The sequence below is a fragment of the Caballeronia sp. GAWG1-1 genome (assembly GCF_023631465.1).
In the GTDB taxonomy this organism is placed as follows: domain Bacteria; phylum Pseudomonadota; class Gammaproteobacteria; order Burkholderiales; family Burkholderiaceae; genus Caballeronia.
In genome coordinates, this window is sequence record NZ_JALQDB010000008.1 from 328,946 (window position 1) to 349,555 (window position 20,610).

Below are 20,610 nucleotides of genomic sequence, written 5' to 3' on the forward strand. Positions count from 1 at the left end.
AATCAAGTGAGAACCAAACCCGTACTGACCGACGAAGACGTCCTGCTGATGGCCGCCGCCGCCGAGGCGCACGCAAAGGCGCACAACTGGAACGTGACCATCGCCATCGTCGATGACGGCGGGCATCTGCTGCATCTGCATCGGCTCGAAGGGACGGGCGCGAGCACGGTCGAGATGGCGACTGGCAAGGCGCGCACCGCCGTGCTCGGCCGGCGCGAAACGAAGGTGTACGAAGACACGATCAAGCAGGGCCGCACCGCGTTTCTGAGCGCGCCCATGACGGCCATGCTCGAAGGCGGCGTGCCGATCTTCGTCGGAACGGATATCGTCGGCGCGGTGGGCGTGTCGGGCGTGAAATCGGATCAGGATGCATCGATCGCGCGGGCGGGCATTGCGGCGCTTGGCATCGAAAACGTCTGAAGCGAGAACGTCCGAAGCACGCGTTCGAATTTTTGCCATAGCCCGCGCACAATAAAAACGGCACGCCTTCGCATTGAAGGCGTGCCGTTCGATCGAACAAAATGCATGGCCTCGTTCGGGCACATGACATCGGTGGGAACCAAAAAAAGCGGCTTCGCTTGCTATCGACGACTGGCTGGTGTTTGCACGAAGGGGTCTAAATTCTCGCGTGCAAGTCGTCCTCGCTGGCTAAGGCCAAACACCTCTTTGGCGAGGTGGTCCCCACAATACACGGTACTGCTGTTCTGCCTTACCTCTTTGCCGCTTACTTCGTCAGGATCAGCTTGCCCAGACGCGTCGCGCGCAACTGATAGGTCTCCCCGTTATGCACGATCGCGATATGACTGCGTCCCTGCAGTAACGTATCGCTGCGCAACGAACGATCGCCGGTTGCATCGGCTGAATCCGTCGATGTCGTCGATGCCCGCACCGACGTCACGGCAGCCGTCTTCGGGCGCGTGATGGCTGCATCGCGAACTGCCGGACGGCGAAGCCTGAGCGTGGTGGATCGCAGCGTGTCGGTCATGTCGTTTGAGTGCGTTCGTTGATTCGATGGGTCTATAGTAAATGATAACTATTCCTATTTGCAACTAGAGTTTCCTATGGGTGCGCGGCCGTCATAGCCGCGCTTCATGTAGGACTTGAACTTTCTAGTGCAGCGGCGTTTCGTCGTGGCGACCGTGCGCATACTGGCGAATCAGCCGCACCGTGTCGATATCCGATTCCCGATAAGCCGACTTGACGATCTCTTTGGTCTGGCGCTCGTCAGGCGTCGCGTCGTCGTTTTCGGGCAGGGTGGTGCTGTACGTGAATCGCAGAAACAGTTGCAACTCGTCGGGCTGCTCGATCGCCATGGTCAACGAGCCGCCGACATGTTCGGCAGTCGGCAGGATGTCGTAACGCACGCTGCTATCCGGTGTGAGCGTGACGCGGTCCCGCACCACGGCCTGACCGTAGTGCAACTCGCGCTCCATGACGTCGCCTTCGCGCGAGAGGATGTCGCAGCTATCGAGGCCGAGCACGAAAAGTTGCGGCTGCTCGGCGCGCAGCACGAGTCCTTCCCACAGTTGTTCGCGCGTGAGCGACTCGACGAGCGGATTGGTCGGATCGTTGATCTGGATAAGATGTTCGAAATTCAAAACGACGTTTCCCTGGATAGTTCGATGTACCCGTGCGGGCTGTTTTCAGGAAGTCAGGAAGCGAGCCCCGAGTCGATGCGCACCGCTCCGGACAAAACCTTGTGCATAGGACACGCATTGGCGATTTGCAAGAGGCGTTCCCGCTGTTCGGCATCGAGCGCGCCCGTGAGCGCGATCTGCCTGTCGATGATCGTGCCGTCCGCCGTGCTCTTCATCGACAATTCGACGTGCACCGCTTCGAGCGGCCAACCCTTGCGCTTCGCGTACATGCGAAGCGTGATCGAGGTGCACGCACCCAGGCTCGATAGCAGCAGCGACGCGGGCTCCGGACCGGTATCCGCGCCGCCGAGGCTTGCGGGTTCATCGGCGACCCAGCCATGCGTGCCGTCGCGCAATTGCACCTGATAGTCGGCAGCGCCGATGCTGGCGGTCACGGAAGGTCCGGAAGACATGCGTCGCTCCTATGAATGGCGATGTACGGCAAGAATAGCGGCGCGAATGAGAGCGGCGCGGCACGAACGGTCATTGTGACGCAATGCGCCCGTTCGTGCCGCGCCGTTTCATCGTGCCGATACGGTTCAGCGATGAATACCGCTCGGTGTGCCTAATGCGTGATCGCGCCCATGCGGCCTGTCTGATAGTCGGTCACGGCCTGGCGAATTTCATCTTCCGTGTTCATGACGAACGGACCGTAGCGCACCACAGGTTCCTTGAGCGGCACGCCGCCGATGAGCAACACTTCGACGGGTTCATCGCCGGCGGCGAGGATGATTGTGTCGCCATCGTCCTTGAACGAGATCATCTGCTGCTTGCGCACCGGTTGACCCTGCGGCCCGTAGAGACCGACGCCCGACAACGGATACGCGAACACGCGAAAATCGCGCGGCACGTGATGCTCGACTCTTGCGCCAGGTTGCAGCGAAAAGTGCTGATAAAGAATCGGCGTACGTGTTTCGATGGCGGCTTTCACGCCGAGCGCTTCGCCCGCGATGACCTTCACGCGCACCTTGCCGTCTTCGCTCGTCGCGACGGGAATCTGCGCCGACGCGATCTCTTGATAATGCGGCGTCGTCATCTTGTCGCGCTTCGGCAAGTTCACCCACAGTTGCAGGCCGTGCACGCGGCCGCCGAGGCGCGTGAATTCCTCGCCAGGCATCTCGCTATGAATGACGCCCGCGCCGGCGGTCATCCACTGCACGTCGCCCGGACGTAATGTGCCGGAATGGCCGGCCGAATCCTTGTGACCGAACTCGCCTTCGAGCATGTAGGTGACCGTTTCGAAGCCCCGATGCGGATGATCCGGCGCGCCCTTGGCTTCGCCCGGAGCGTAATCGGTCGGGCCCATTTCATCGAGGAGAAGGAACGGGTCGAAGTCCATCAGAAGACGCGTCGGAAACGGGCGATGCACGACGAATCCGCCGCCTTCAACCGTGCGCGTTGCGGGAATGATGCTGGAAATGGTACGGCTCATGATCGGAATGCCTCGCGTCACCAAAAGGGAAATAGCGATATTTGTAGAACGTGGGGATATTATATGTGCCGGATTTAGCGATAAAAGACCTCGTGGCGCAATGGATTGTCCCGCCACGGATAACGAACTCGAACGAACCGAACGTCCCATGAAAGTCGATTCGCACGATCTGAACGATCTGATGTACTTTTCGCACGTCGTCGAACACGGCGGTTTTTCGGCGGCCGAGCGCGTGCTGGGCATCTCCAAGTCGCGCTTGTCGCGGCGCGTGTCGGAGCTGGAGGCGTCGCTAGGCGTGCGCCTTTTGCAGCGCTCCACGCGCAAGCTTGCGCTGACCGAGGCGGGGCAGCTTTTCTATCAACACTGTCAGGCAATGCTCGTGGAGGCGCAGGCCGCCGTCAACGTGGTGCAAAGCCTGCGTGACTCACCGCGTGGCACGGTGCGCGTGAGCGTCCCGGTGACCATCGCACAGACGTTTCTGTCGGCGGTGATGCCTGACTTCATGCATCGATTCCCCGAAGTGCGGGTCGTGCTGCGCGTGACCAATCGCGTGGTGGATCTGTTCGAAGACGCGATCGATGTCGCCTTGCGCGTGCGCTCCGAGCCGCCCGTGAGTTCGAACGTGGTCGCGCGCCCGCTGTGGCGCACCGAGCAGATGCTGGTCGCCGCGCCTTCGCTTCTCAAATCGAACGCGCCGCCGATGACCGCCGCCGAACTCGCGCAATACGACACGCTCGATGTGCCATCGGCGGATGGCCGCCATGTGTATCGACTGATCGCGCCCGATGGCACGCGTCACGAGTTCGAGCACGAGCCGCGTCTCGTCACCGCCGATCTCTCGATGATCCGCGAAGCCGTCATGCGCGGCGTCGGCATCGCGGCGCTGCCCGAGATGATGTACGGCGCGCCGCTCAGAACCGGCCAGCTTTCGCCCGTGATGCCCGGCTGGACATTCCCGTCGCCGCAACTCTATGCGGTTTTCCTGACGCGGCAGGGCATGGTCCCGGCCGTACGGGCGTTCGTCGATTTTCTGGTGGAGTCGATCGAAGGCGGCAAACGCTTCCCCGGAGAATGTCCTGTCAACGAACAGCCGGAACGCGAAACGGTTTGATCGCAATCGGCGCGCGGCATCATTTATGTCATTGAAGCGCGCGCTTGCGATGGACAGATTCAATCGCCGAAACCTTGTTTGCGGGAATGGCCGGCGTTATATTGAAATTCCTTTCGCTAAGGAGCTTCTTATGCGGAAACTGACGGCTACTCTGATAGTTAGCCTGATAGGGCTGATCGCGCTGTCCGTGTCAACGACGGCTGCCGCATGTGGCGATTCTTCCGGCTCGGGCTATTCGAGTCCCAAGTAATTGCCTTGCCCGAATGCGCCGAGTGCGCAATAAAAAAGGCCTTCATCCGACGATGAAGGCCTTTTACTTTTTGCGGCTGTGTTGCGCGCTGCTTTAATTGCCGCCGGCTTTCGGCTCGGTCACAAAACCGATCTTCGTGAGTCCGCCCGCCTGGGCCGCGGACATGAGATCGGCCACGCGTTCGTACGCCACCTTGCGATCCGCGCGCAGATGAATCTCCGGCTGCGGGTTTTGCTGCGAAGCCTGCGCAATGCGCGCCTTGAGCGTCGCGTCGTCGATCTTCTGCTCGTCCCAGACGATCGTGCCATCGGCTTGAATCGCGACATCCACATGCGACGGCTTTTCGTCTTGCGGCTGGCTGCTTGCGTGCGGCAGGTCGATCTTCACGGCGTGATGCATCGCGGGGATGGTCACCAGGAAAATGATGAGGAGCACCAGCATGACGTCGACGAGCGGCGTCATGTTGATCTCGCTCATCATGCCGTCGTCTTCATCGCCGGCGAAAGGGCTCATGGCCATCTTGAACCTCCGCTTACGATGCGCGCGTCGCGAGACGCAGGCTTTCGGACGTGGCGTCCTTGGTGCGCTTGGACGACGACAGCTTCGAGCCGGTCACGAAGAAGGCGTGCAAGCCGTGCGCGAAGCGGTTCAGCTTCGTCACGACGCTCTTGTTCGCGCGCGTGAGGGCGTTGTAGCCGAGCACGGCAGGGATCGCGACGAAGAGACCGAAGGCCGTCATGATGAGCGACTCGCCTACCGGACCCGCCACTTGGTCGATCGACGTCTGGCCCGTCGCGCCAATTGTCAGGAGCGCGTGATAAATGCCCCAGACAGTACCGAACAGCCCGACGAACGGCGCCGTACTGCCGATCGATGCCAGCACGGCGAGCCCTGCCTGCATGCGGCCGACGCTTTCATCCATGACGTCTTTCAGGCATCGCGTGATCCACTCCGACACATCCATGCGGTCGTGCAGATGCGGCTGCGTCTGATGATGATGCTCGGACGCTTCCTGACCGGCCAGCGCCAGCGCGAGGTACGGGTTGTCAGCCGGATTCGACGACTGGCTGCTGATTTTCTTGATGCCGTCGTTGAAGTCGTCGGAATGCCAGAAGGCCTGATCGGCGTTCTTCGTGAGGCGCTTGAGACGCAGCACGTTCCATCCCTTGACGACGATCACGGTCCACGAAAGCACCGACATGATGACGAGCGCCAGCGCGATACCGCGTGTGACGAAGTCGCCTTGCGCCCAGACGTGCGCAATCCCGTAGTTGTTCATTTCCAGTTCCTGTTTCTAAAAAAAGCCGGTCAGTCGTTCAGACTGAATACGAATGGCACCGTGGCGGTTGCCCGAATGGCTTCGCCATTCTCTTTGTAAGGACTGCACGCGCTGCTGCGCACGGCGTCGAGCGCCGCGTCGTCGAGGCGCTGCGAGCCGCTGCTCTTTTGCAGCGTCACATTCTCGATTTTGCCCGTAATACCGACCGTCAGCTTGACGAGCGAGGTGCCGGTTTCGCCGCGACGCCGCGACATCGCCGGATAATCCGGCTGCGCGATGTTGCAGCTCAGACGCGCGACGTTCTTTGGCGCGGCCAGATCCATCGTCGGTTTTCCGATCGCGGGCGCGGCCGGCGCGGCGGGCGCTGGCGCGGGCGGTGTCGGGGCCGGCGGTGTGGGATCGGGCGCGGGCGCGGCGATTTGCGAGGGCGTCTCGCGCACCGGCATCGGCGTGGGCTTCGGCTCGACCTTGGGTTTGACCTTCGGTTTAGGCTGCGGCTTTGGAACCGGTTTCGGCGGCTCGGGAGTCGGTGGCGACTGCACGGCGACAGGCTGCGGCGCGGGCGCCGGCGTTTCGCTGATCAGTTGCGCGGTGATCGTCTTCGCTTCGACGGGGCGCGGCAGCGGCTCGCGATGCATGGTGAGCGCCACGCCGAAGAGCGCGGCGTGAATCGCCAGCACGGCGACGCACGCGGCCACCACGCGCGGGTTCAGATTGCTCGGCGTCGTCGTGTCGAATACAGCGGGAGAGGTTGTCGGGGACTGCATTCTTATTCGCTGCTTGCGGTGTTGCCAGTAGCGCGGCCATCGAAGTTACGTACGTTCGCTGGTTCGGCGCGGAAGAAACCAAACGACATCATTTTCTGAAAATAATGAGGGATATGAATAGAGTAGCCACGAAACCAATCAGCAATTCCATCTTTCCCTCCTTAAGGGCAAAGAGTTGCGTGGCTGGCGTAGGTGATCGGAACCTGGCTTGCGATAAGCGATCAAGAAACCAAGCGGCGCGCTTCGCCGACAGCGGGGCGCCGAGCGCTATCTCGGTCGCGCCCGCGTAACTTCAGGCAGCCTGGCGTTCGTAGAACGTGAGCGGTGCGACTGGCGCATGTTCGCGCTGTTCCATTCCACAGCGCGACGCGCAGACACCGCTCGTCGCCATGACGTCGCGCACGCTTGCTTCGCACTTCCCGCAGCATAGCGCGACCCCAAGCTCGAACTGGAGCTCGTCGAAGGATTCCATTCCATCGGCGATGGCGGAGCGGATCTTACGGTCGGAAACTGCTTTGCAGACACAGACGATCATGGTCGTTCGCGATAGCTTGCGTTAATGCGAATTATTATCATTCAGTAAGACGCTCTTGGCAAGCCGGGTTCTGTGTTTTTTGTAACACAGCGCGTGTGTTAGCCGATTTATTGCTTAGGAGCGTTTGCTGGCGGGCTCCGACGGCTATGACGCCCCGGAAAAACCCTTAGACGATGTCGGGTTCGGCAAGGCGCGTGCGTCGCGAAGGGATCAGCACGTGCTCGACGCTGGCGTCGAGATGCAGAAGCGATGCCGCGAGCTGACGCTGGGGTTCGCCGTCGGCGGTCGAGCAAAAGCGCGGCATGGATTCCACCGCAGCCGATGAGTTTTTCAGCGCGTTCGTTTCCAGCAGACGGTCGAGCTGGCGCGCGATGGCGACGCTGGTATCGACGAGTTGCAGCCGTTCGCCGGCGATCTCGCGAATGGCGCGGTCGAGAAACGGATAGTGCGTGCAGCCGAGCACCAGAGTATCCGCGCCGGCTTCGAGCATAGGCGCGAGATAGCCTTCGAGCAGCGCCATGAGTTCCGGCGACGACGTATCGCAGCGTTCGACGGCCTGCACGAGACCGTGTCCCGGCTGGCAGATGAAGCGGCAATCGCCCGCGTAACGTTCGAGCAGCAACTGGAAGCGCGCGCTGCGCAAGGTCACCGCGGTTGCCAACACGCCGACGACGCGCGTCTTGGAAACGGCGGCGGCAGGTTTCACGCCCGGTTCGACGCCCACGAGCGGAATGGAAAGCCGCTCGCGCACGAGCGCGATCGATTGCGCGGTTGCCGTATTGCATGCGACGACGAGCGCTTTGGCGCCTTGCGCGACAAGCCATTCGCCGATAGCCATGGTGCGGTCGACGATGAAATCGTCATCGCGCTCGCCGTAGGGCGCGTACAACGAGTCCGCGACATAGACGAGCCGCTCGTGCGGAAGCAACGCCCGCACCGCACGCAGCACCGACAAGCCGCCGAGACCGGAATCGAAAATGCCGACCGGCGCGCTCGCGTTTGTCGGAGCACGCGCGTTCGGCATGATTGTGGGTACGACAACTACTGACATTGCGGACAGATCTTTACTCGCCTTCGCCCATCATAGTCTGCTGGTAGTTCTGGATGCCAACCTTGTCGATCAGATCCAGTTGCGTTTCCAGCCAGTCGATGTGTTCCTCGGTGTCGTTCAGGATCTTGTCGAAGATATCGCGCGAGACGAAATCGCGCACCGATTCGCAATAGGCAATCGCCTCCTTGCACGTGGACTGCGAAATCTGTTCGAGCTTCAGGTCGCACTCGAGGATTTCCTTGGTCTCTTCGCCGATAAGTAGCTTGTGCAGGTCTTGCAGGTTCGGCAGACCGTCGAGCATGAACACGCGCTGGATGAGCCAGTCGGCGTGTTTCATTTCGCCAATCGATTCGTCGTACTCATGCTTGCCGAGCTTTTCCAGGCCCCAGTGCTTGTACATCCGCGCGTGCAGGAAGTATTGATTGATCGCGGTCAGTTCATTTTTCAACTGCGCGTTCAGATATTCGATGACTTTAGCGTCGCCTTTCATGATTGTTCCTTTTCATAGCGTGGGGCATCCCGCAAAGATAAACGTTCTTAACGGCTCTGCCAAGGATGAGTGAATCTTTTTTAATTGCGATAAAACTGAGAATGGAAATCCTTCTCGATACCGCTTCTCCAAAACAAAAGAGCCGGACGCGCGGTCCGGCTCTTCATTGGCCGCGATCCGCGCGGCCTCGATCGATCAGACCGTCGCGACGGGAATCTTGCCGATCTTCGCCTGCCATTCGGCGGGACCCGTCTTGTGTACCGACGTGCCTTGCGAATCGACGGCGACCGTCACCGGCATGTCCCGCACGTCGAATTCGTAGATGGCTTCCATGCCGAGGTCTTCGAACGCCAGCACCTTCGCTTCGCGGATGGCCTTGGAGACGAGATATGCCGCGCCGCCCACGGCCATCAGATACGCCGCGTTGTGCTTCTTGATGGCCTCGATGGCGACAGGCCCGCGTTCGGCCTTGCCGATCATCGAGATGAGGCCGGTTTGCGCGAGCATCATCTCCGTGAACTTGTCCATGCGCGTGGCCGTGGTCGGGCCGGCGGGACCGACGGCTTCGTCGCGCACCGGGTCGACCGGGCCGACGTAATAGATCACGCGGTTGGTGAAATCGACCGGCAGCTTTTCGCCCTTGGCGAGCATGTCGGCAATGCGCTTGTGCGCCGCGTCGCGGCCCGTGAGCATCTTGCCCGACAAGAGCAACGTCTGACCCGGCTTCCAGGAAGCCACTTCTTCCGGCGTCAGCGTGTTCAGATCGACGCGCTTGCTGGTTTCCGTATTCGGCGCCCAGGTCACGTCCGGCCACGCGTCGAGCGGCGGCGCTTCGAGCTTCGCCGCGCCCGAGCCGTCGAGCATGAAGTGAGCGTGACGCGTGGCCGCGCAGTTCGGAATGATCGCGATGGGCTTGGACGCCGCGTGCGTCGGCGCCGCCATGATCTTCACGTCGAGCACGGTGGCAAGCCCGCCCAAACCTTGCGCGCCGATACCAAGCGCATTCACCTTCTCGTGCAGTTCCACGCGCAGTTCTTCGATCCAGTCCCGCGGTCCGCGCGCGATGACGTCCTGAATGTCGATGGGGTCCATGAGCGATTCCTTGGCCATCAGCATCGCCTTTTCCGCCGTGCCGCCGATGCCGATACCGAGCATGCCGGGCGGACACCAGCCCGCGCCCATCGTCGGCACGGTCTTGATGATCCAGTCGACGATGGAATCCGACGGATTCAGCATCGCGAACTTAGACTTGTTTTCCGAGCCGCCGCCCTTGGCCGCGACCTGCACGTCGACCTTGTCGCCCGGCACGATCTCGTAGTGGATCACGGCGGGCGTGTTGTCCTTCGTGTTCTTGCGCGCGCCTTCGGGCGGGCTCACGATGGACGCGCGCAGCACGTTGTCCGGGTTCAGGTAACCGCGGCGCACGCCTTCGTTGATCATGTCGGTGACGCTCATCGTCGCGCCGTCCCAACGCACGTCCATGCCAACCTTGACGAACACGGTCACGATGCCCGTGTCCTGGCAGATCGGACGCTTGCCTTCCGCGCACATGCGGCTATTGGTCAGGATCTGCGCGATGGCGTCCTTCGCGGCCGGGCTTTCCTCCAGCTCGTAGGCGCGGCCGAGCGCCTGAATGTAGTCGAGCGGATGGTAATAGCTGATGTATTGCAGCGAGTCGGCAATACTCTGGATCAGGTCTTCCTGCTTGATGACGGTCATGGCTTGGGCTTTTCGGGGACGAATATATTTGTGCGTTCTGATGACGCCTGAGGCTCAGTCGAGCGCGCTTCGGGGCGCGACTTCGCTGTGAAAATGTGCGGGATGCGTATGCGTGGTCAGCTTGTCGACGTACGCCATGATGAGCGCCGAGAACAGGAAGGCCATATGGATGATCACCTGCCACAGCACCGTATGAAACGTATGCTGGTCCGGGTTGATAAAGGTTTTGAGAAGATGGATCGACGAGATGCTGATGAGCGCCATCGAGAGCTTGACCTTCAGCACGCCCGCGTTGACGTGGTCGAGCCATTCGGGCTCGTCGGGATGACCTTCCACGCCCAGACGCGACACGAAGGTTTCGTAGCCGCCGACGATCACCATGATCAGCAGGTTCGAGATCATCACCACGTCGATGAGGCCGAGCACGACCAGCATGATGTTGGTTTCATCGAGCGTCATTGCGTGCGTGACGAGATGCCAGACTTCCTTCAGAAACAGCACGACGTACACGCCTTGCGCGACGATCAAGCCCAGATACAGCGGCACCTGCAGCCAGCGGCTCATGAAGATGATTTTCGGCAGCGCCTTCATCGAGCCGGGTTGGACGCGCGAGTCGGGTGTGTGCTTGGAAGCGGGCATGGGCGGCTTGTCGGTCGGCTGTCGGACGAGGAAAGGGAAGAAGCAACGAACAGGAAACGCGCGCGGGTCGTGGACCCGCGCTCAGGAAGCCCGCCATTGTAGCAAGTTGTATGTGACGATCCGCCCGGCTTTCAAAATGCGCGCGTGTCGGCGCGACTACTCGGCAACCGATACCGTCGCGCGCGTCTTCATGCTCGCGAGCCCGATGCCCGCGACCACACAGGCGAGTGCGATGCCATGCGCGAAACTCGGCCGCTCCCCGAGAAACGCGATGCCGTAGATCGCGGCGGCAATCGGCAGCACGGCGCAGAACACGCCGGCGAGACTGCCGTCGACATGGCGGATGCCTTTCATCCACAGCCAGAACGAGAAGATGCTCGCCGAGAGTCCATACCAGAGTACGAGCGCCCAGGTGAGCGGTTCGACGCCGCGCCAGTCGAACGCAACAAACGAAGCCGCGCCGAACGGCAGCATCAGCACGAAGCCTATGCCATGCGTATAAGCGCAGATGTCGATGGCCGGCAGCGTTTGCGTCAGACGCCGCGACAGGATCACATAGAGCGACTCGCAGCACACCGCGCCGAGCACCATCAGATTGCCCGTGAGCGAGCCCGCGCTGCCGTCGGCGTAGGCATCGCCACTTTGCGCGACGTTGATGACGAGCACGCCCGCAATCGCAAGCGCGATCGATGCGAACGCGCGTCCGCTCGGCTTCTCCTTGAGAAAGAGCCACGAGAAGAGCGCGACGACAGCCGGAATCGTGCTCGTGATGACGCCCGCCGCGACCGCGCTCGTGCGTGCGACGCCATTCAACATCAGAAGCGTGAAGCCGAATGTGCCGAAGAATGCCTGCAGAAAGAGGTTGATCCATTCGCCGCGCGCGACCTGCCTCATCTTGGGGAGCCGGAAGAGCGGCCAAAGGACCAAGAGGGCGATCACGAAGCGCAGAAGCGCGAAGAGCGGAACGGGAACGGACGCGACGATGGACTTGCCGATACCGACGTTGCTTCCGACGAGCAGCATGGCTGCGATGAGTAAAAAGGCGTAGCGATTCAAGCTGGAATCCGCACTGCGAGTTCAGTTACGATTGTGGGGACGCATTGTAATCGAAGCCGCCGCGACTCCGCGTATACCCCGTGCCTCTTGACCGGCGCGCGTAAGAAGCGGGTAAGTTGAACGGCATATCTTGGAGTACATGCGGGATGGCAGCGCTTTACGAGCGACACCGTTCCTTGAAAGGAGACAAGGTTCGGCCGGGAACGAAGCACGCTTTCCGGCTTTCGAACTTCATAACATGCGGCACGCGGTAGCAACGAAGCGCGCCGCCGGCTTTTGGAATCACCATCAGAGAGGTTGTCGATGTCTGCGATCGAATCGGTTCTTCAGGAAAAACGCGTGTTCCCGCCGTCTGCGAAGGCATCGGCGGGCGCGGCCATCTCCGGCATGGAGGCTTACAAGGCGCTCGTCGCCGAAGCCGAACGCGATTACGAAGGTTTCTGGGCGCGGCTCGCGCGCGAAACGCTGTCATGGCACAAGCCCTTTACCCGCGTGCTCGACGAATCCAAGGCGCCGTTCTACAAGTGGTTCGAAGACGGCGAGCTGAACGCTTCGTATAACTGTCTCGATCGCCATGTCGAAGCGGGCCGCGGCGGCGACAATGCCATCATCTTCGAAGCCGACGACGGCACGGTCACCAACGTCACGTATCAGGACTTGCTCGACCGCGTATGCCGTCTGGCCAATGCACTCAAAAAGCGCGGCGTGAAGAAGGGCGATCGCGTGGTGATCTATCTGCCGATGTCGGTGGAAGGCGTGGTCGCCATGCAGGCTTGCGTGCGGATCGGCGCGACGCATTCGGTCGTGTTCGGCGGCTTCTCGTCGAAGTCGCTCAACGAACGTCTCGTCGATGTCGGCGCGGTCGCGCTCATCACCGCCGACGAGCAGATGCGCGGCGGCAAGGCGTTGCCGCTCAAGAGCATCGCCGATGAAGCGCTCGCGGCCGGCGGCTGCGAGGCGGTGAAGAACGTCATCGTGTATCGCCGCACGGGCGGCAAGGTGCAATGGACCGAAGGACGCGACTCCTGGCTGCACGACGTAGTCGAGAATGAATCGGCGACGTGCGAGCCGGAATGGGTGAGCGCGGAGCATCCGCTCTTCATTCTGTACACGTCGGGTTCCACGGGCAAGCCGAAGGGCGTGCAGCACAGCACGGCGGGCGTGTTGCTGTGGGCCGCGCAGACCATGAAGTGGACCTTCGACATGAAGCCGGGCGATGTCTTCTGGTGTACGGCGGACATCGGCTGGATCACGGGACATAGTTACATTGCGTACGGGCCGCTCGCCATTGGAGCGACGCAAGTCATGTTCGAAGGCGTGCCCACGTATCCGCACGCCGGCCGTTTCTGGGAGATGATCGCGCGCCACAAGGTCACGATCTTCTACACGGCGCCGACTGCGATCCGCTCGCTCATCAAGGTCTCGGAAGCGGATCAGAAGGTCCATCCGAAGAGTTTCGATTTGTCGAGCCTGCGCATTCTCGGCACCGTCGGCGAGCCGATCAATCCCGAAGCGTGGATGTGGTATCACGAGAACGTGGGCGGCGGGCAGTGTCCTATCGTCGACACCTGGTGGCAGACCGAAACCGGTGGCCACATGATCACGCCGCTGCCGGGCGCGACGCCGCTCGTGCCGGGGTCGTGCACGTTGCCGTTGCCGGGCATCATGGCCGCTATCGTCGATGAAACCGGTCAGGACGTGCCGAACGGACAAGGCGGCATTCTGGTGGTCAAGCGTCCGTGGCCGTCCATGCTGCGCAACGTCTGGGGCGACCCGGACCGCTACAAGTCGAGCTACTTTCCCGAGGAACTCGGCGGCAAGCTGTATCTCGCGGGCGATGGCGCCGTGCGCGACAAGGACACCGGTTATTTCACGATCATGGGCCGTATCGACGACGTGCTGAACGTCTCCGGTCATAGGCTCGGGACGATGGAGATCGAATCGGCGCTGGTTGCGAACCCGATGGTCGCGGAGGCGGCAGTCGTCGGCCGTCCGGACGACACGACCGGTGAAGCCGTCGTGGCGTTCGTCGTGCTCAAGCGCGATCGTCCTGAGGGCGATGAAGCGAAGCAGATTGCCAACGAGCTTCGCAATTGGGTTGGCAAGGAGATCGGACCGATCGCCAAGCCGAAGGACATTCGCTTCGGTGAGAATTTGCCGAAGACGCGTTCGGGCAAGATCATGCGGCGTCTGCTGCGTTCGCTCGCGAAGGGCGAGCAGATTACGCAGGATGTTTCGACGCTCGAGAATCCGGCTATTCTGGATCAGCTCGGCGAGGCGCGTTGATTGACGGTTTGCGATGTGTCGCGCACGTCAAGGCGCGCGCCGCATCGCGTTTAGCTGCATGCCGTGATTGCGGTTTAGCTCGATCGACGAGGGCAGGTACGTGAGCCTCTCCGTCTCCTTGCCATTCCATTCGGTCGTCTCGGCAGGGGACTTGTCCAGCCAGGGCAAACGCAGTCGGATTCGAACTCCATCCGCGTCCGCACATCCCATCCCACTGTAGTCCCCGATTGCCGATACCATGCGGTTTTGGTAAATAACCGCATGGTCATGCCGCCGCCCGCCGATTCCGCGCCACCCACGCTTCCCGCTCCGCCGCTCGTGCCGGCGGCAATGGCGCGCGCGCATCGGGCGTATTGGCGCTTTAATATCGCGTTGATCGGCGTGCTGCTCACGATCGGTTTCGTCGTCTCGTTCGGCGTGCCGCTTTTCGCGCAGCGTCTCGCGCACGTGCGCGTCGCGGGCTTTCCGCTGCCGTTCTACTTCGGGGCGCAAGGCGCGATACTCGTCTATGTCGCGTTGATCCTCGTCTATATCGTGCTGATGCAGATTGCCGATGCGCGTCTTTCGCGCGCGGCCGCGTTATCGGCGAGACAAGACGCAATGGACGCGGCCGCGCGATGAAGCTCACGAACCGGCTGATCCTCGCCTACGCGCTCTATACGCTCGGGTTTTTGCTCTTTATCTTTCTGATGGAGCGCATCGAGCGCACGACCGGGCCGGGCATGTGGATAGGCTACGTGTTCCTGTTCGTGCCGATCGCGGTGTATGCGGTCATCGGACTGCTTTCGCGCACGTCCGATCTCGTCGAATACTATGTCGCGGGCCGGCGCGTGCCGTCGGCGTTCAATGGCATGGCGACCGCGGCGGACTGGCTGTCGGCGGCGTCGTTCATCGGACTCGCGGGATCGATCTATGCAAGCGGCTATGACGGCCTCGCCTACGTGATGGGCTGGACCGGCGGCTACTGCCTCGTCGCGTTCCTGCTCGCGCCGTACGTGCGCAAACTCGCGCGCTACACCATTCCCGACTTCCTCGGTACGCGCTTTTCCAGCAACCTCGTGCGCGCGCTCGCGGCCATCGCGGCGATACTCTGCTCGTTCGTCTATCTCGTCGCGCAGATTCAGGGCATCGGATTGATCGCGTCGCGCTTTATCGGCATCGAGTTTTCCATCGGCATCTTCTGCGGGCTCGCGGGCATTCTCGTGTGCTCCTTTCTCGGCGGCATGCGCGCGGTGACGTGGACGCAGGTCGCGCAGTACATCATTCTGATCAGCGCGATGCTGATTCCCGTGTCGATGATCGCGCATCGCGAAGGCCTCGGCTGGCTGCCGCAACTCAACTATGGCCGCGTGATGGAGCGAGTCGAAGCCCTCGAGCGCGAAGTCGCGGCGTCACCCGACGAAGCGCGCGTGCGGATGGATTATCAGCGTCAGGCGGCGCGGATGCAGCAGCGTATCGACGCGCTACCGAAGTCGTTCTTCGACGAACACGGCCGTCTCGTCAACGAAGTCGCGGACCTGCGCCGGCATAACGGACCGCTGCGCGAAATCAACGAGCGCGAGCGCGAACTGGCTTCGTTCCCCCGCGATCCCGCGGATGCGAAAGTCAAGTGGACGCGCGAACGCGATGCCCTGACCGAGCGCGTCGCGGCTCCGGTTTCGATGGTCGAAGCCTTCGCGCCGGACTCCGCGAGCGATGAGACGCCGCGCTCGCATCAACTCAATTTCTTGTCGCTGCTGCTGTGCCTGTCGATCGGCACGGCCAGTCTGCCGCACATCCTCACGCGCTATAACACGACCACATCGGTGGCATCGGCGCGGCGCTCGGTTGGCTGGACCTTGTTCTTCGTGGCGCTGTTCTATCTGACCGTGCCGGTGCTCGCGGTGCTCATCAAGCACGAGATTCTGACGGGCATTGTCGGCCACCGGTTCGCGGACCTGCCGCAGTGGGTCACGCAATGGCGGCGCGTGGAGCCGTATCTCATCCATATCAGCGATGTGAATGGCGATGGCATCGTGCGTTGGGCGGGAATCCAGATGCAGCCCGACATGGTCGTGCTCGCCGCGCCGGAAATCGCGGGCTTGCCGTACGTGATATCGGGATTGATCGCGGCGGGCGCGCTGGCGGCCGCGCTCTCGACGGCGGATGGCTTGCTGCTGACCATCGCGAATGCGCTTTCGCACGATGTCTATTACTGCATGGTCGATAAGAACGCGACGAGTCAGCGGCGCGTCACCATCTCCAAAATCTTGTTGCTGGGCGTGGCGTTGCTGGCATCGTGGGTGGCGTCGCTCAATACGGGAAATATTCTCTTTCTGGTGGGAGCCGCGTTTTCGCTGGCGGCATCAAGTTTGTTTCCAGCGCTGGTGCTCGGTGTGTTCTGGAAGCGCACCACGCAGCGCGGCGTGGTCGCCGGGATGATTGCTGGGCTTGTCGTGTGCGTGTATTACATCGTGTCGACGTATCCGTTCTTCGTGCAACTGACCGGCTTCGCTGGGCATCGCTGGCTTGGCATCGAGCCGATCAGTTCTGGCGTCTTCGGTGTGCCGGCCGGTTTTGCGGTGGCGATCGTCGTGAGTCTTCTCGACCGGAAGCCGGATGCTTACACGCGCGCGCTCGTCGATTACATTCGACATCCGTAGGGGGTGGCGGGGCGGCGGGAAGTTGGTATAATCGCGGTCTTCCGGAGAGATGGATGAGCGGTTTAAGTCGCACGCCTGGAAAGCGTGTATAGGGTAAAACCTATCGGGGGTTCGAATCCCCCTCTCTCCGCCAGAAGAATGCATAAAAGCCCCTTTAACTCAATGCGTTACGGGGCTTTATTTTTTTTTGCCCATCATTTGGCCCATCACGGGCACACTTTTCCTCGGCCTTGGCGCCTCAGCGAGCGTATTAAAGAGTGCGGACAGTTCCCAATGGTCCAGAACTCTGTATATAGCTTTGGTGGCTTGTTCTTCATCAGATAACAAGCGCAGGAGTGAGACGAGCCCGGTAAGGGCGAACGTTGCTCGTGCCTGATAATCGACGCCTGCCGTCATCATGTAGTGCGGTCCGCAATGGCCGGGTTTGCCACTGCGTTCGGATATCGACATCCATCCGGGATACTCTGCGTTGCGCGCGTTCGGCGAAGGCGAGTCTATTGGATCGCGGGTTGCCTTGCTGGCCGTTGCCTTCCTCTTTTCTTTCATGCTGTCTCGCTCCTGTGTGAAGCCCGGAGCCGCGCCCTTCGAAGGAAAGGGCGGGCGGGAACAGTGACAAGGTTGGCAGACCGGGTGAGTACAACCATTACCGGCAACCCTTTCAGGATCCCTGCCACGTCCCGCCCATAGGCGTGACAAAGCACCATGCGCGAGCGGTCTGTCGCGCTTGGGTTCTATCGCTTCACTGCATTGTGCGGGCGTCGCGGGTTGCAAACTCACTACAGGCTGCCAAGCCTGTCCCAGCGCAACCACGCGTCAGACTTTGCAGAATACGATACAAATCCGCAGCGTTGATTCTACGACGCCGTAAAAATTAGTTAAATTTGACGTGTGTCCGTTTGAATCTTGTTATGCGCCGTCGCGCCGCTCGTATGCTGACGATGCCGCTCAAGCCGAGCGAGCATACGAGACAGAAATGAATTACATGCCAAAAATCAAGCATAACGAAACACATCGCGAGGCTCGGTCATGATGCGTCGTAATAGCGGTTGTCGGAGACAAGCTCGACAACGATGGCGAAATTTGCTCTTACGAAGGACCGCAATTTCTCGTTCATGGGCATCAAGCCGCTCTCATTGGCGGGGCGGCGTACTGCCCCGTCTGCAAAACGACCGGATACATCGCTAAGGTTGGCGGGCCGCGTCGTATGAATTTCTTCATCAGCGAGATTGCAGCCCATGACGATGTGGTCATATGCGGTTGCTCCGAGCATCCGCGCATCTTCGCCATGCTTGCGGGCGAAGCTTGGTACGACGACATGGCCGAGAGCCTTGGAGTCATCAAACAGCAACTTGCAGCGAACTCGGGCATCCCAGCGGAAATCGCAGAGACTGTCGAACAAATTGGCAGTAAGGACAAATATGCGAGCTGGTTCTATGTGCAGGACAGCATTACGGGCGAGGCGCTGCGTAACCAAAGTTTCGTCGCTCGAGTAGCTGGAGTTAAACAATCCGGCAAAACGGACGCGAGCGGGTACGCAAAGATTGAAACAGACGGGGAAAGTACTATCGATTTACACGTCGTTTTCTCGTCACCGAAACGCGAACTCAAACCGGGTACAGGGACGTAGGGATATGACCGCAGATTACAACATTGAACATTGGACATCGACTCGTTCGGCGGCGGGACACAGCAGAGCCAGCGCAATATCTATATCTGTGAATAATCGAGCCGCAACTCGGCAGGCGATTATCATGCAATTGAAGCAAAAGGGCTACCCGTTACTAGAAAGATCGTCTTGGGGTGCAAAGCCGCCCAAGAACACGCTGATGCCGTCACGTTGGGACTATCGGGATATCGTGATTCACCACGCAGGGCATAGTTATTCGTGCGCAGTGGGTGAGCACGGGGCGATCGAACAAATGAAGAAGGTTCAGACCTATGATATGGGCGAGCAAGCATTTGATGACGTTGGTTATCACTATGCCGTTTCATGCCCCGGCGAGGTGATTGAAGCCCGTGACATTCGTTTTACCGGTTCCCATGTGAAAGGGGACAACACAGGCAAGCTTGGTATTGTCCTGCTCGAAAATCTGGCCGAAGCCGGCGAAGCTTGGCAGCAGGAGTACAGCCGGAAATCGCTTTGGCAGAAGTTGAAAGGATCGATGGACATAGCGAAAGATTCCGTGGCCTTTGACCACGCGATGCCGACGAAGGCGCAGATTGATGCCCTGTCAGCGTTGATAGCAACATTGAACGATGTTTTCAACATCACGGCGTTAGGGGGGCATCGCGAATATCAGCTTCTAGCACCCGGTAACGAGGGGCGGGCATGTCCGGGTAAGTATGGGATGCAGGTAGTCGAGGCAATGCGGGCGAAATTCGGGCTTGGCGCACCTTCAAAGTGAGATTGCCCAGCCAAGCTGTTCGTTAATGATGTAGCTTCGACGCGCAAGCTGGTCTTGAATTAGCTGGCAGCGTTGCTGTTTCGGAAGACGATTCGTCACAGGCAGCTTGGCTTTTTCCTCAAATGCGTCGAACCACTCGCTGTTGCCCATGTCCGGACCGTGTCCGTCGCTATCTGAAATGTCGAAGTAGTGGTTGTCCAGATATGAAAACCACTCTTGCGTACACGGCTGGGCGACTGGGGCGCGCGGTAGGCTCGTAGTAATGGAAAGCCATGCGAGAACGACAACGAAACAGATGCCGATGAGGATTTTCATTTGCGCTATTTAAAAATAATTGTTTATCTTTGGCTGCTTTCGGCGGCGGGGCTAGTTTCGGTAGGTTTGTTTTCCCTGCAGCGCCCGGCGGACGTCGCCATCGTGCTGGGAAACACGGTAGATGCCGATGGTAGTCCGTCAGCACGGTTGGCGGCAAGGCTTGAACGAGCTTTCCAGTGCTATCAGCAACAACAATGCAAACTCGTCTTTGTGAGTGGTGGCATTGAAGCGTCGGGTAATGACGAAGCGCTTGTCATGTATCGCTACCTTGTGCGTCGTGGCGTTCCGTCTCGCAACATCGTGATTGATCGTGCGGGAAACGACACTTGGGCTACTGCGCGTAACGCTAGCGCTTTTATGCGAAATCGAGGACTATCAAGTGCGTTGGTAGTGACGCAGTATTTTCATCTTCCAAGAACGATGCTTACGCTTAGGCGTTTTGGTGTGAGCAACGTTAGTGGTGCATATCCGCGATTCTGGGAGGCGCGGGACGCCTATTCCGTCTTGCGCGAAGTGCCAGCTCTAGTTTGGTATGTCATCCGCCCGATCTAGTATCAGTCCAGCCGGTGTCTAGCGGCACAGTTAAGCAGGTTTGCTAGCAGTCGGACTGGTTGGCGCAACCAGCCGGGGACCTATCCGTAATTCTGTGGGCGAGGCATATTATGAGAGGTGAGGTAAAAGTCATGGATATGCCGATGAAGAAGAAACGCACCGTCGCTTCTCAGGCAGCGGCCCGAGGGCCGCTGCCTGCCCTTCCGGAAGGTCTGCTGGATGACCTGGTCAAAGGCCCGATGACGCCCACCGAGGTCCAGGACCTGATGCTGGCGTTCAACAAGGCACTCATCGAGCGCGCGATGGGCGCCGAGATGAAGATGCATCTGGGCTACCTGGCGGGGCAGCCGAAACCCGGCGGCCAGGACAACGAACGTAACGGCGCCAGCGGCAAGACGCTCATCACCGATTATGGCCCGCTCAGGGTCGATCTGCCGCGTGATC

At 60.4% G+C, this 20,610-nt stretch carries 24 protein-coding genes and 1 tRNA gene; 10 read left to right on the forward strand and 15 right to left on the reverse strand.

Annotated features, from left to right (window positions below; genetic code table 11):
• Positions 1-6 precede the first annotated feature (6 nt).
• Positions 7-420: a GlcG/HbpS family heme-binding protein gene (locus tag NCT03_RS05555; RefSeq protein WP_244827615.1), complete on the forward strand. Its 414-nt coding sequence runs from the start codon at positions 7-9 to the stop codon at positions 418-420.
• 304 nt (positions 421-724) lie between these two features.
• Here NCT03_RS05555 and hemP read toward each other — a convergent pair whose 3' ends face one another.
• From hemP to NCT03_RS05575, 4 genes are all read right to left on the reverse strand, one after another.
• Positions 725-985: a hemin uptake protein HemP gene (gene hemP / locus NCT03_RS05560; RefSeq protein ID WP_244827616.1), complete on the reverse strand. Its 261-nt coding sequence runs from the start codon at positions 983-985 to the stop codon at positions 725-727.
• Between the two features lie 124 nt (positions 986-1,109).
• Entirely contained in the window at positions 1,110-1,598 is a 489-nt protein-coding gene (locus tag NCT03_RS05565; RefSeq protein WP_244827617.1) for an SRPBCC family protein, read from the reverse strand.
• Between the two features lie 53 nt (positions 1,599-1,651).
• Positions 1,652-2,050, reverse strand: coding sequence for an OsmC family protein (locus tag NCT03_RS05570; protein WP_250492154.1), 399 nt, complete (start codon positions 2,048-2,050; stop codon positions 1,652-1,654).
• 152 nt (positions 2,051-2,202) lie between these two features.
• Positions 2,203-3,069, reverse strand: a complete 867-nt coding sequence (locus tag NCT03_RS05575) for a pirin family protein (protein ID WP_250492155.1) — start codon at positions 3,067-3,069, stop codon at positions 2,203-2,205.
• 148 nt (positions 3,070-3,217) lie between these two features.
• Here NCT03_RS05575 and NCT03_RS05580 point away from each other — a divergent pair, with 148 nt between their 5' ends.
• Positions 3,218-4,180: a LysR family transcriptional regulator gene (locus tag NCT03_RS05580; RefSeq protein WP_250464354.1), complete on the forward strand. Its 963-nt coding sequence runs from the start codon at positions 3,218-3,220 to the stop codon at positions 4,178-4,180.
• Between the two features lie 343 nt (positions 4,181-4,523).
• On the opposite strand, the gene NCT03_RS05585 is transcribed toward NCT03_RS05580, so the two are convergent.
• From NCT03_RS05585 to NCT03_RS05625, 9 genes are all read right to left on the reverse strand, one after another.
• Positions 4,524-4,949 carry an ExbD/TolR family protein gene (locus tag NCT03_RS05585; protein WP_244827621.1) on the reverse strand — a complete coding sequence of 142 codons (426 nt, stop codon included), beginning with the start codon at positions 4,947-4,949 and terminating at the stop codon, positions 4,524-4,526.
• Positions 4,950-4,962: 13 nt separating this feature from the next.
• Complete coding sequence (locus NCT03_RS05590; protein ID WP_244827622.1) at positions 4,963-5,709, reverse strand: MotA/TolQ/ExbB proton channel family protein; 747 nt, start codon at positions 5,707-5,709, stop codon at positions 4,963-4,965.
• Positions 5,710-5,738: 29 nt separating this feature from the next.
• Positions 5,739-6,476: an energy transducer TonB gene (locus tag NCT03_RS05595; protein ID WP_244827623.1), complete on the reverse strand. Its 738-nt coding sequence runs from the start codon at positions 6,474-6,476 to the stop codon at positions 5,739-5,741.
• A 292-nt stretch (positions 6,477-6,768) separates the two neighbouring features.
• Positions 6,769-7,011 (reverse strand): (2Fe-2S)-binding protein, encoded by a 243-nt coding sequence (locus NCT03_RS05600; protein ID WP_250464357.1) that lies wholly within the window; start codon positions 7,009-7,011, stop codon positions 6,769-6,771.
• Positions 7,012-7,177: 166 nt separating this feature from the next.
• Complete coding sequence (gene murI, locus NCT03_RS05605) at positions 7,178-8,062, reverse strand: glutamate racemase (protein WP_250492157.1); 885 nt, start codon at positions 8,060-8,062, stop codon at positions 7,178-7,180.
• Between the two features lie 13 nt (positions 8,063-8,075).
• Positions 8,076-8,552 (reverse strand): bacterioferritin, encoded by a 477-nt coding sequence (gene bfr, locus NCT03_RS05610; RefSeq protein ID WP_244827626.1) that lies wholly within the window; start codon positions 8,550-8,552, stop codon positions 8,076-8,078.
• Between the two features lie 195 nt (positions 8,553-8,747).
• Positions 8,748-10,271, reverse strand: coding sequence for a fumarate hydratase (locus NCT03_RS05615; protein WP_250492158.1), 1,524 nt, complete (start codon positions 10,269-10,271; stop codon positions 8,748-8,750).
• Between the two features lie 54 nt (positions 10,272-10,325).
• Positions 10,326-10,862 (reverse strand): TIGR00645 family protein, encoded by a 537-nt coding sequence (locus NCT03_RS05620; protein WP_404989359.1) that lies wholly within the window; start codon positions 10,860-10,862, stop codon positions 10,326-10,328.
• Between the two features lie 204 nt (positions 10,863-11,066).
• On the reverse strand, positions 11,067-11,966 hold the full coding sequence (locus tag NCT03_RS05625; protein WP_250464365.1) for a DMT family transporter: 900 nt from the start codon (positions 11,964-11,966) through the stop codon (positions 11,067-11,069).
• Between the two features lie 303 nt (positions 11,967-12,269).
• Here NCT03_RS05625 and acs point away from each other — a divergent pair, with 303 nt between their 5' ends.
• The 4 genes from acs (at position 12,270) to NCT03_RS05645 (ending at position 17,027) form a co-directional block, all read left to right on the forward strand.
• On the forward strand, positions 12,270-14,252 hold the full coding sequence (gene acs / locus NCT03_RS05630; RefSeq protein ID WP_250492162.1) for an acetate--CoA ligase: 1,983 nt from the start codon (positions 12,270-12,272) through the stop codon (positions 14,250-14,252).
• Positions 14,253-14,513: 261 nt separating this feature from the next.
• The gene (locus NCT03_RS05635; protein WP_370652101.1) at positions 14,514-14,873 is read left to right on the forward strand and encodes a DUF4212 domain-containing protein; all 360 of its coding nucleotides are present in this window, start codon (positions 14,514-14,516) and stop codon (positions 14,871-14,873) included.
• Positions 14,870-16,894: a sodium:solute symporter family protein gene (locus NCT03_RS05640; RefSeq protein ID WP_250492164.1), complete on the forward strand. Its 2,025-nt coding sequence runs from the start codon at positions 14,870-14,872 to the stop codon at positions 16,892-16,894. Before NCT03_RS05635 ends, NCT03_RS05640 begins: the two co-directional genes overlap by 4 nt.
• Before the next feature lie 43 nt (positions 16,895-16,937).
• A tRNA-Ser gene (locus NCT03_RS05645) sits at positions 16,938-17,027 on the forward strand.
• Positions 17,028-17,071: 44 nt separating this feature from the next.
• On the opposite strand, the gene NCT03_RS05650 is transcribed toward NCT03_RS05645, so the two are convergent.
• Positions 17,072-17,440: a hypothetical protein gene (locus tag NCT03_RS05650; RefSeq protein ID WP_250492165.1), complete on the reverse strand. Its 369-nt coding sequence runs from the start codon at positions 17,438-17,440 to the stop codon at positions 17,072-17,074.
• 493 nt (positions 17,441-17,933) lie between these two features.
• Between NCT03_RS05650 and NCT03_RS05660 the strand changes: the two genes are divergently transcribed.
• Together NCT03_RS05660 and NCT03_RS05665 are read left to right on the forward strand one after the other, a co-directional pair.
• Positions 17,934-18,521, forward strand: a complete 588-nt coding sequence (locus NCT03_RS05660; protein ID WP_350030139.1) for a PAAR domain-containing protein — start codon at positions 17,934-17,936, stop codon at positions 18,519-18,521.
• Between the two features lie 124 nt (positions 18,522-18,645).
• Positions 18,646-19,299, forward strand: a complete 654-nt coding sequence (locus tag NCT03_RS05665; RefSeq protein WP_250492168.1) for an N-acetylmuramoyl-L-alanine amidase — start codon at positions 18,646-18,648, stop codon at positions 19,297-19,299.
• Here the strand turns inward: NCT03_RS05665 and NCT03_RS05670 are convergent.
• A complete protein-coding gene (locus tag NCT03_RS05670; RefSeq protein ID WP_244827637.1) occupies positions 19,291-19,614 on the reverse strand; it encodes a hypothetical protein in 324 nt (107 codons plus the stop codon). The genes NCT03_RS05665 and NCT03_RS05670 overlap by 9 nt on opposite strands.
• On the opposite strand from NCT03_RS05670, the gene NCT03_RS05675 reads away from it, so the two are divergent.
• Together NCT03_RS05675 and NCT03_RS05680 are read left to right on the forward strand one after the other, a co-directional pair.
• Complete coding sequence (locus NCT03_RS05675; protein WP_250492169.1) at positions 19,615-20,166, forward strand: YdcF family protein; 552 nt, start codon at positions 19,615-19,617, stop codon at positions 20,164-20,166. It abuts the gene before it with no gap.
• 131 nt (positions 20,167-20,297) lie between these two features.
• On the forward strand, positions 20,298-20,610 hold a 313-nt coding region (locus NCT03_RS05680), incomplete at its 3' end, for a transposase (protein ID WP_502800351.1).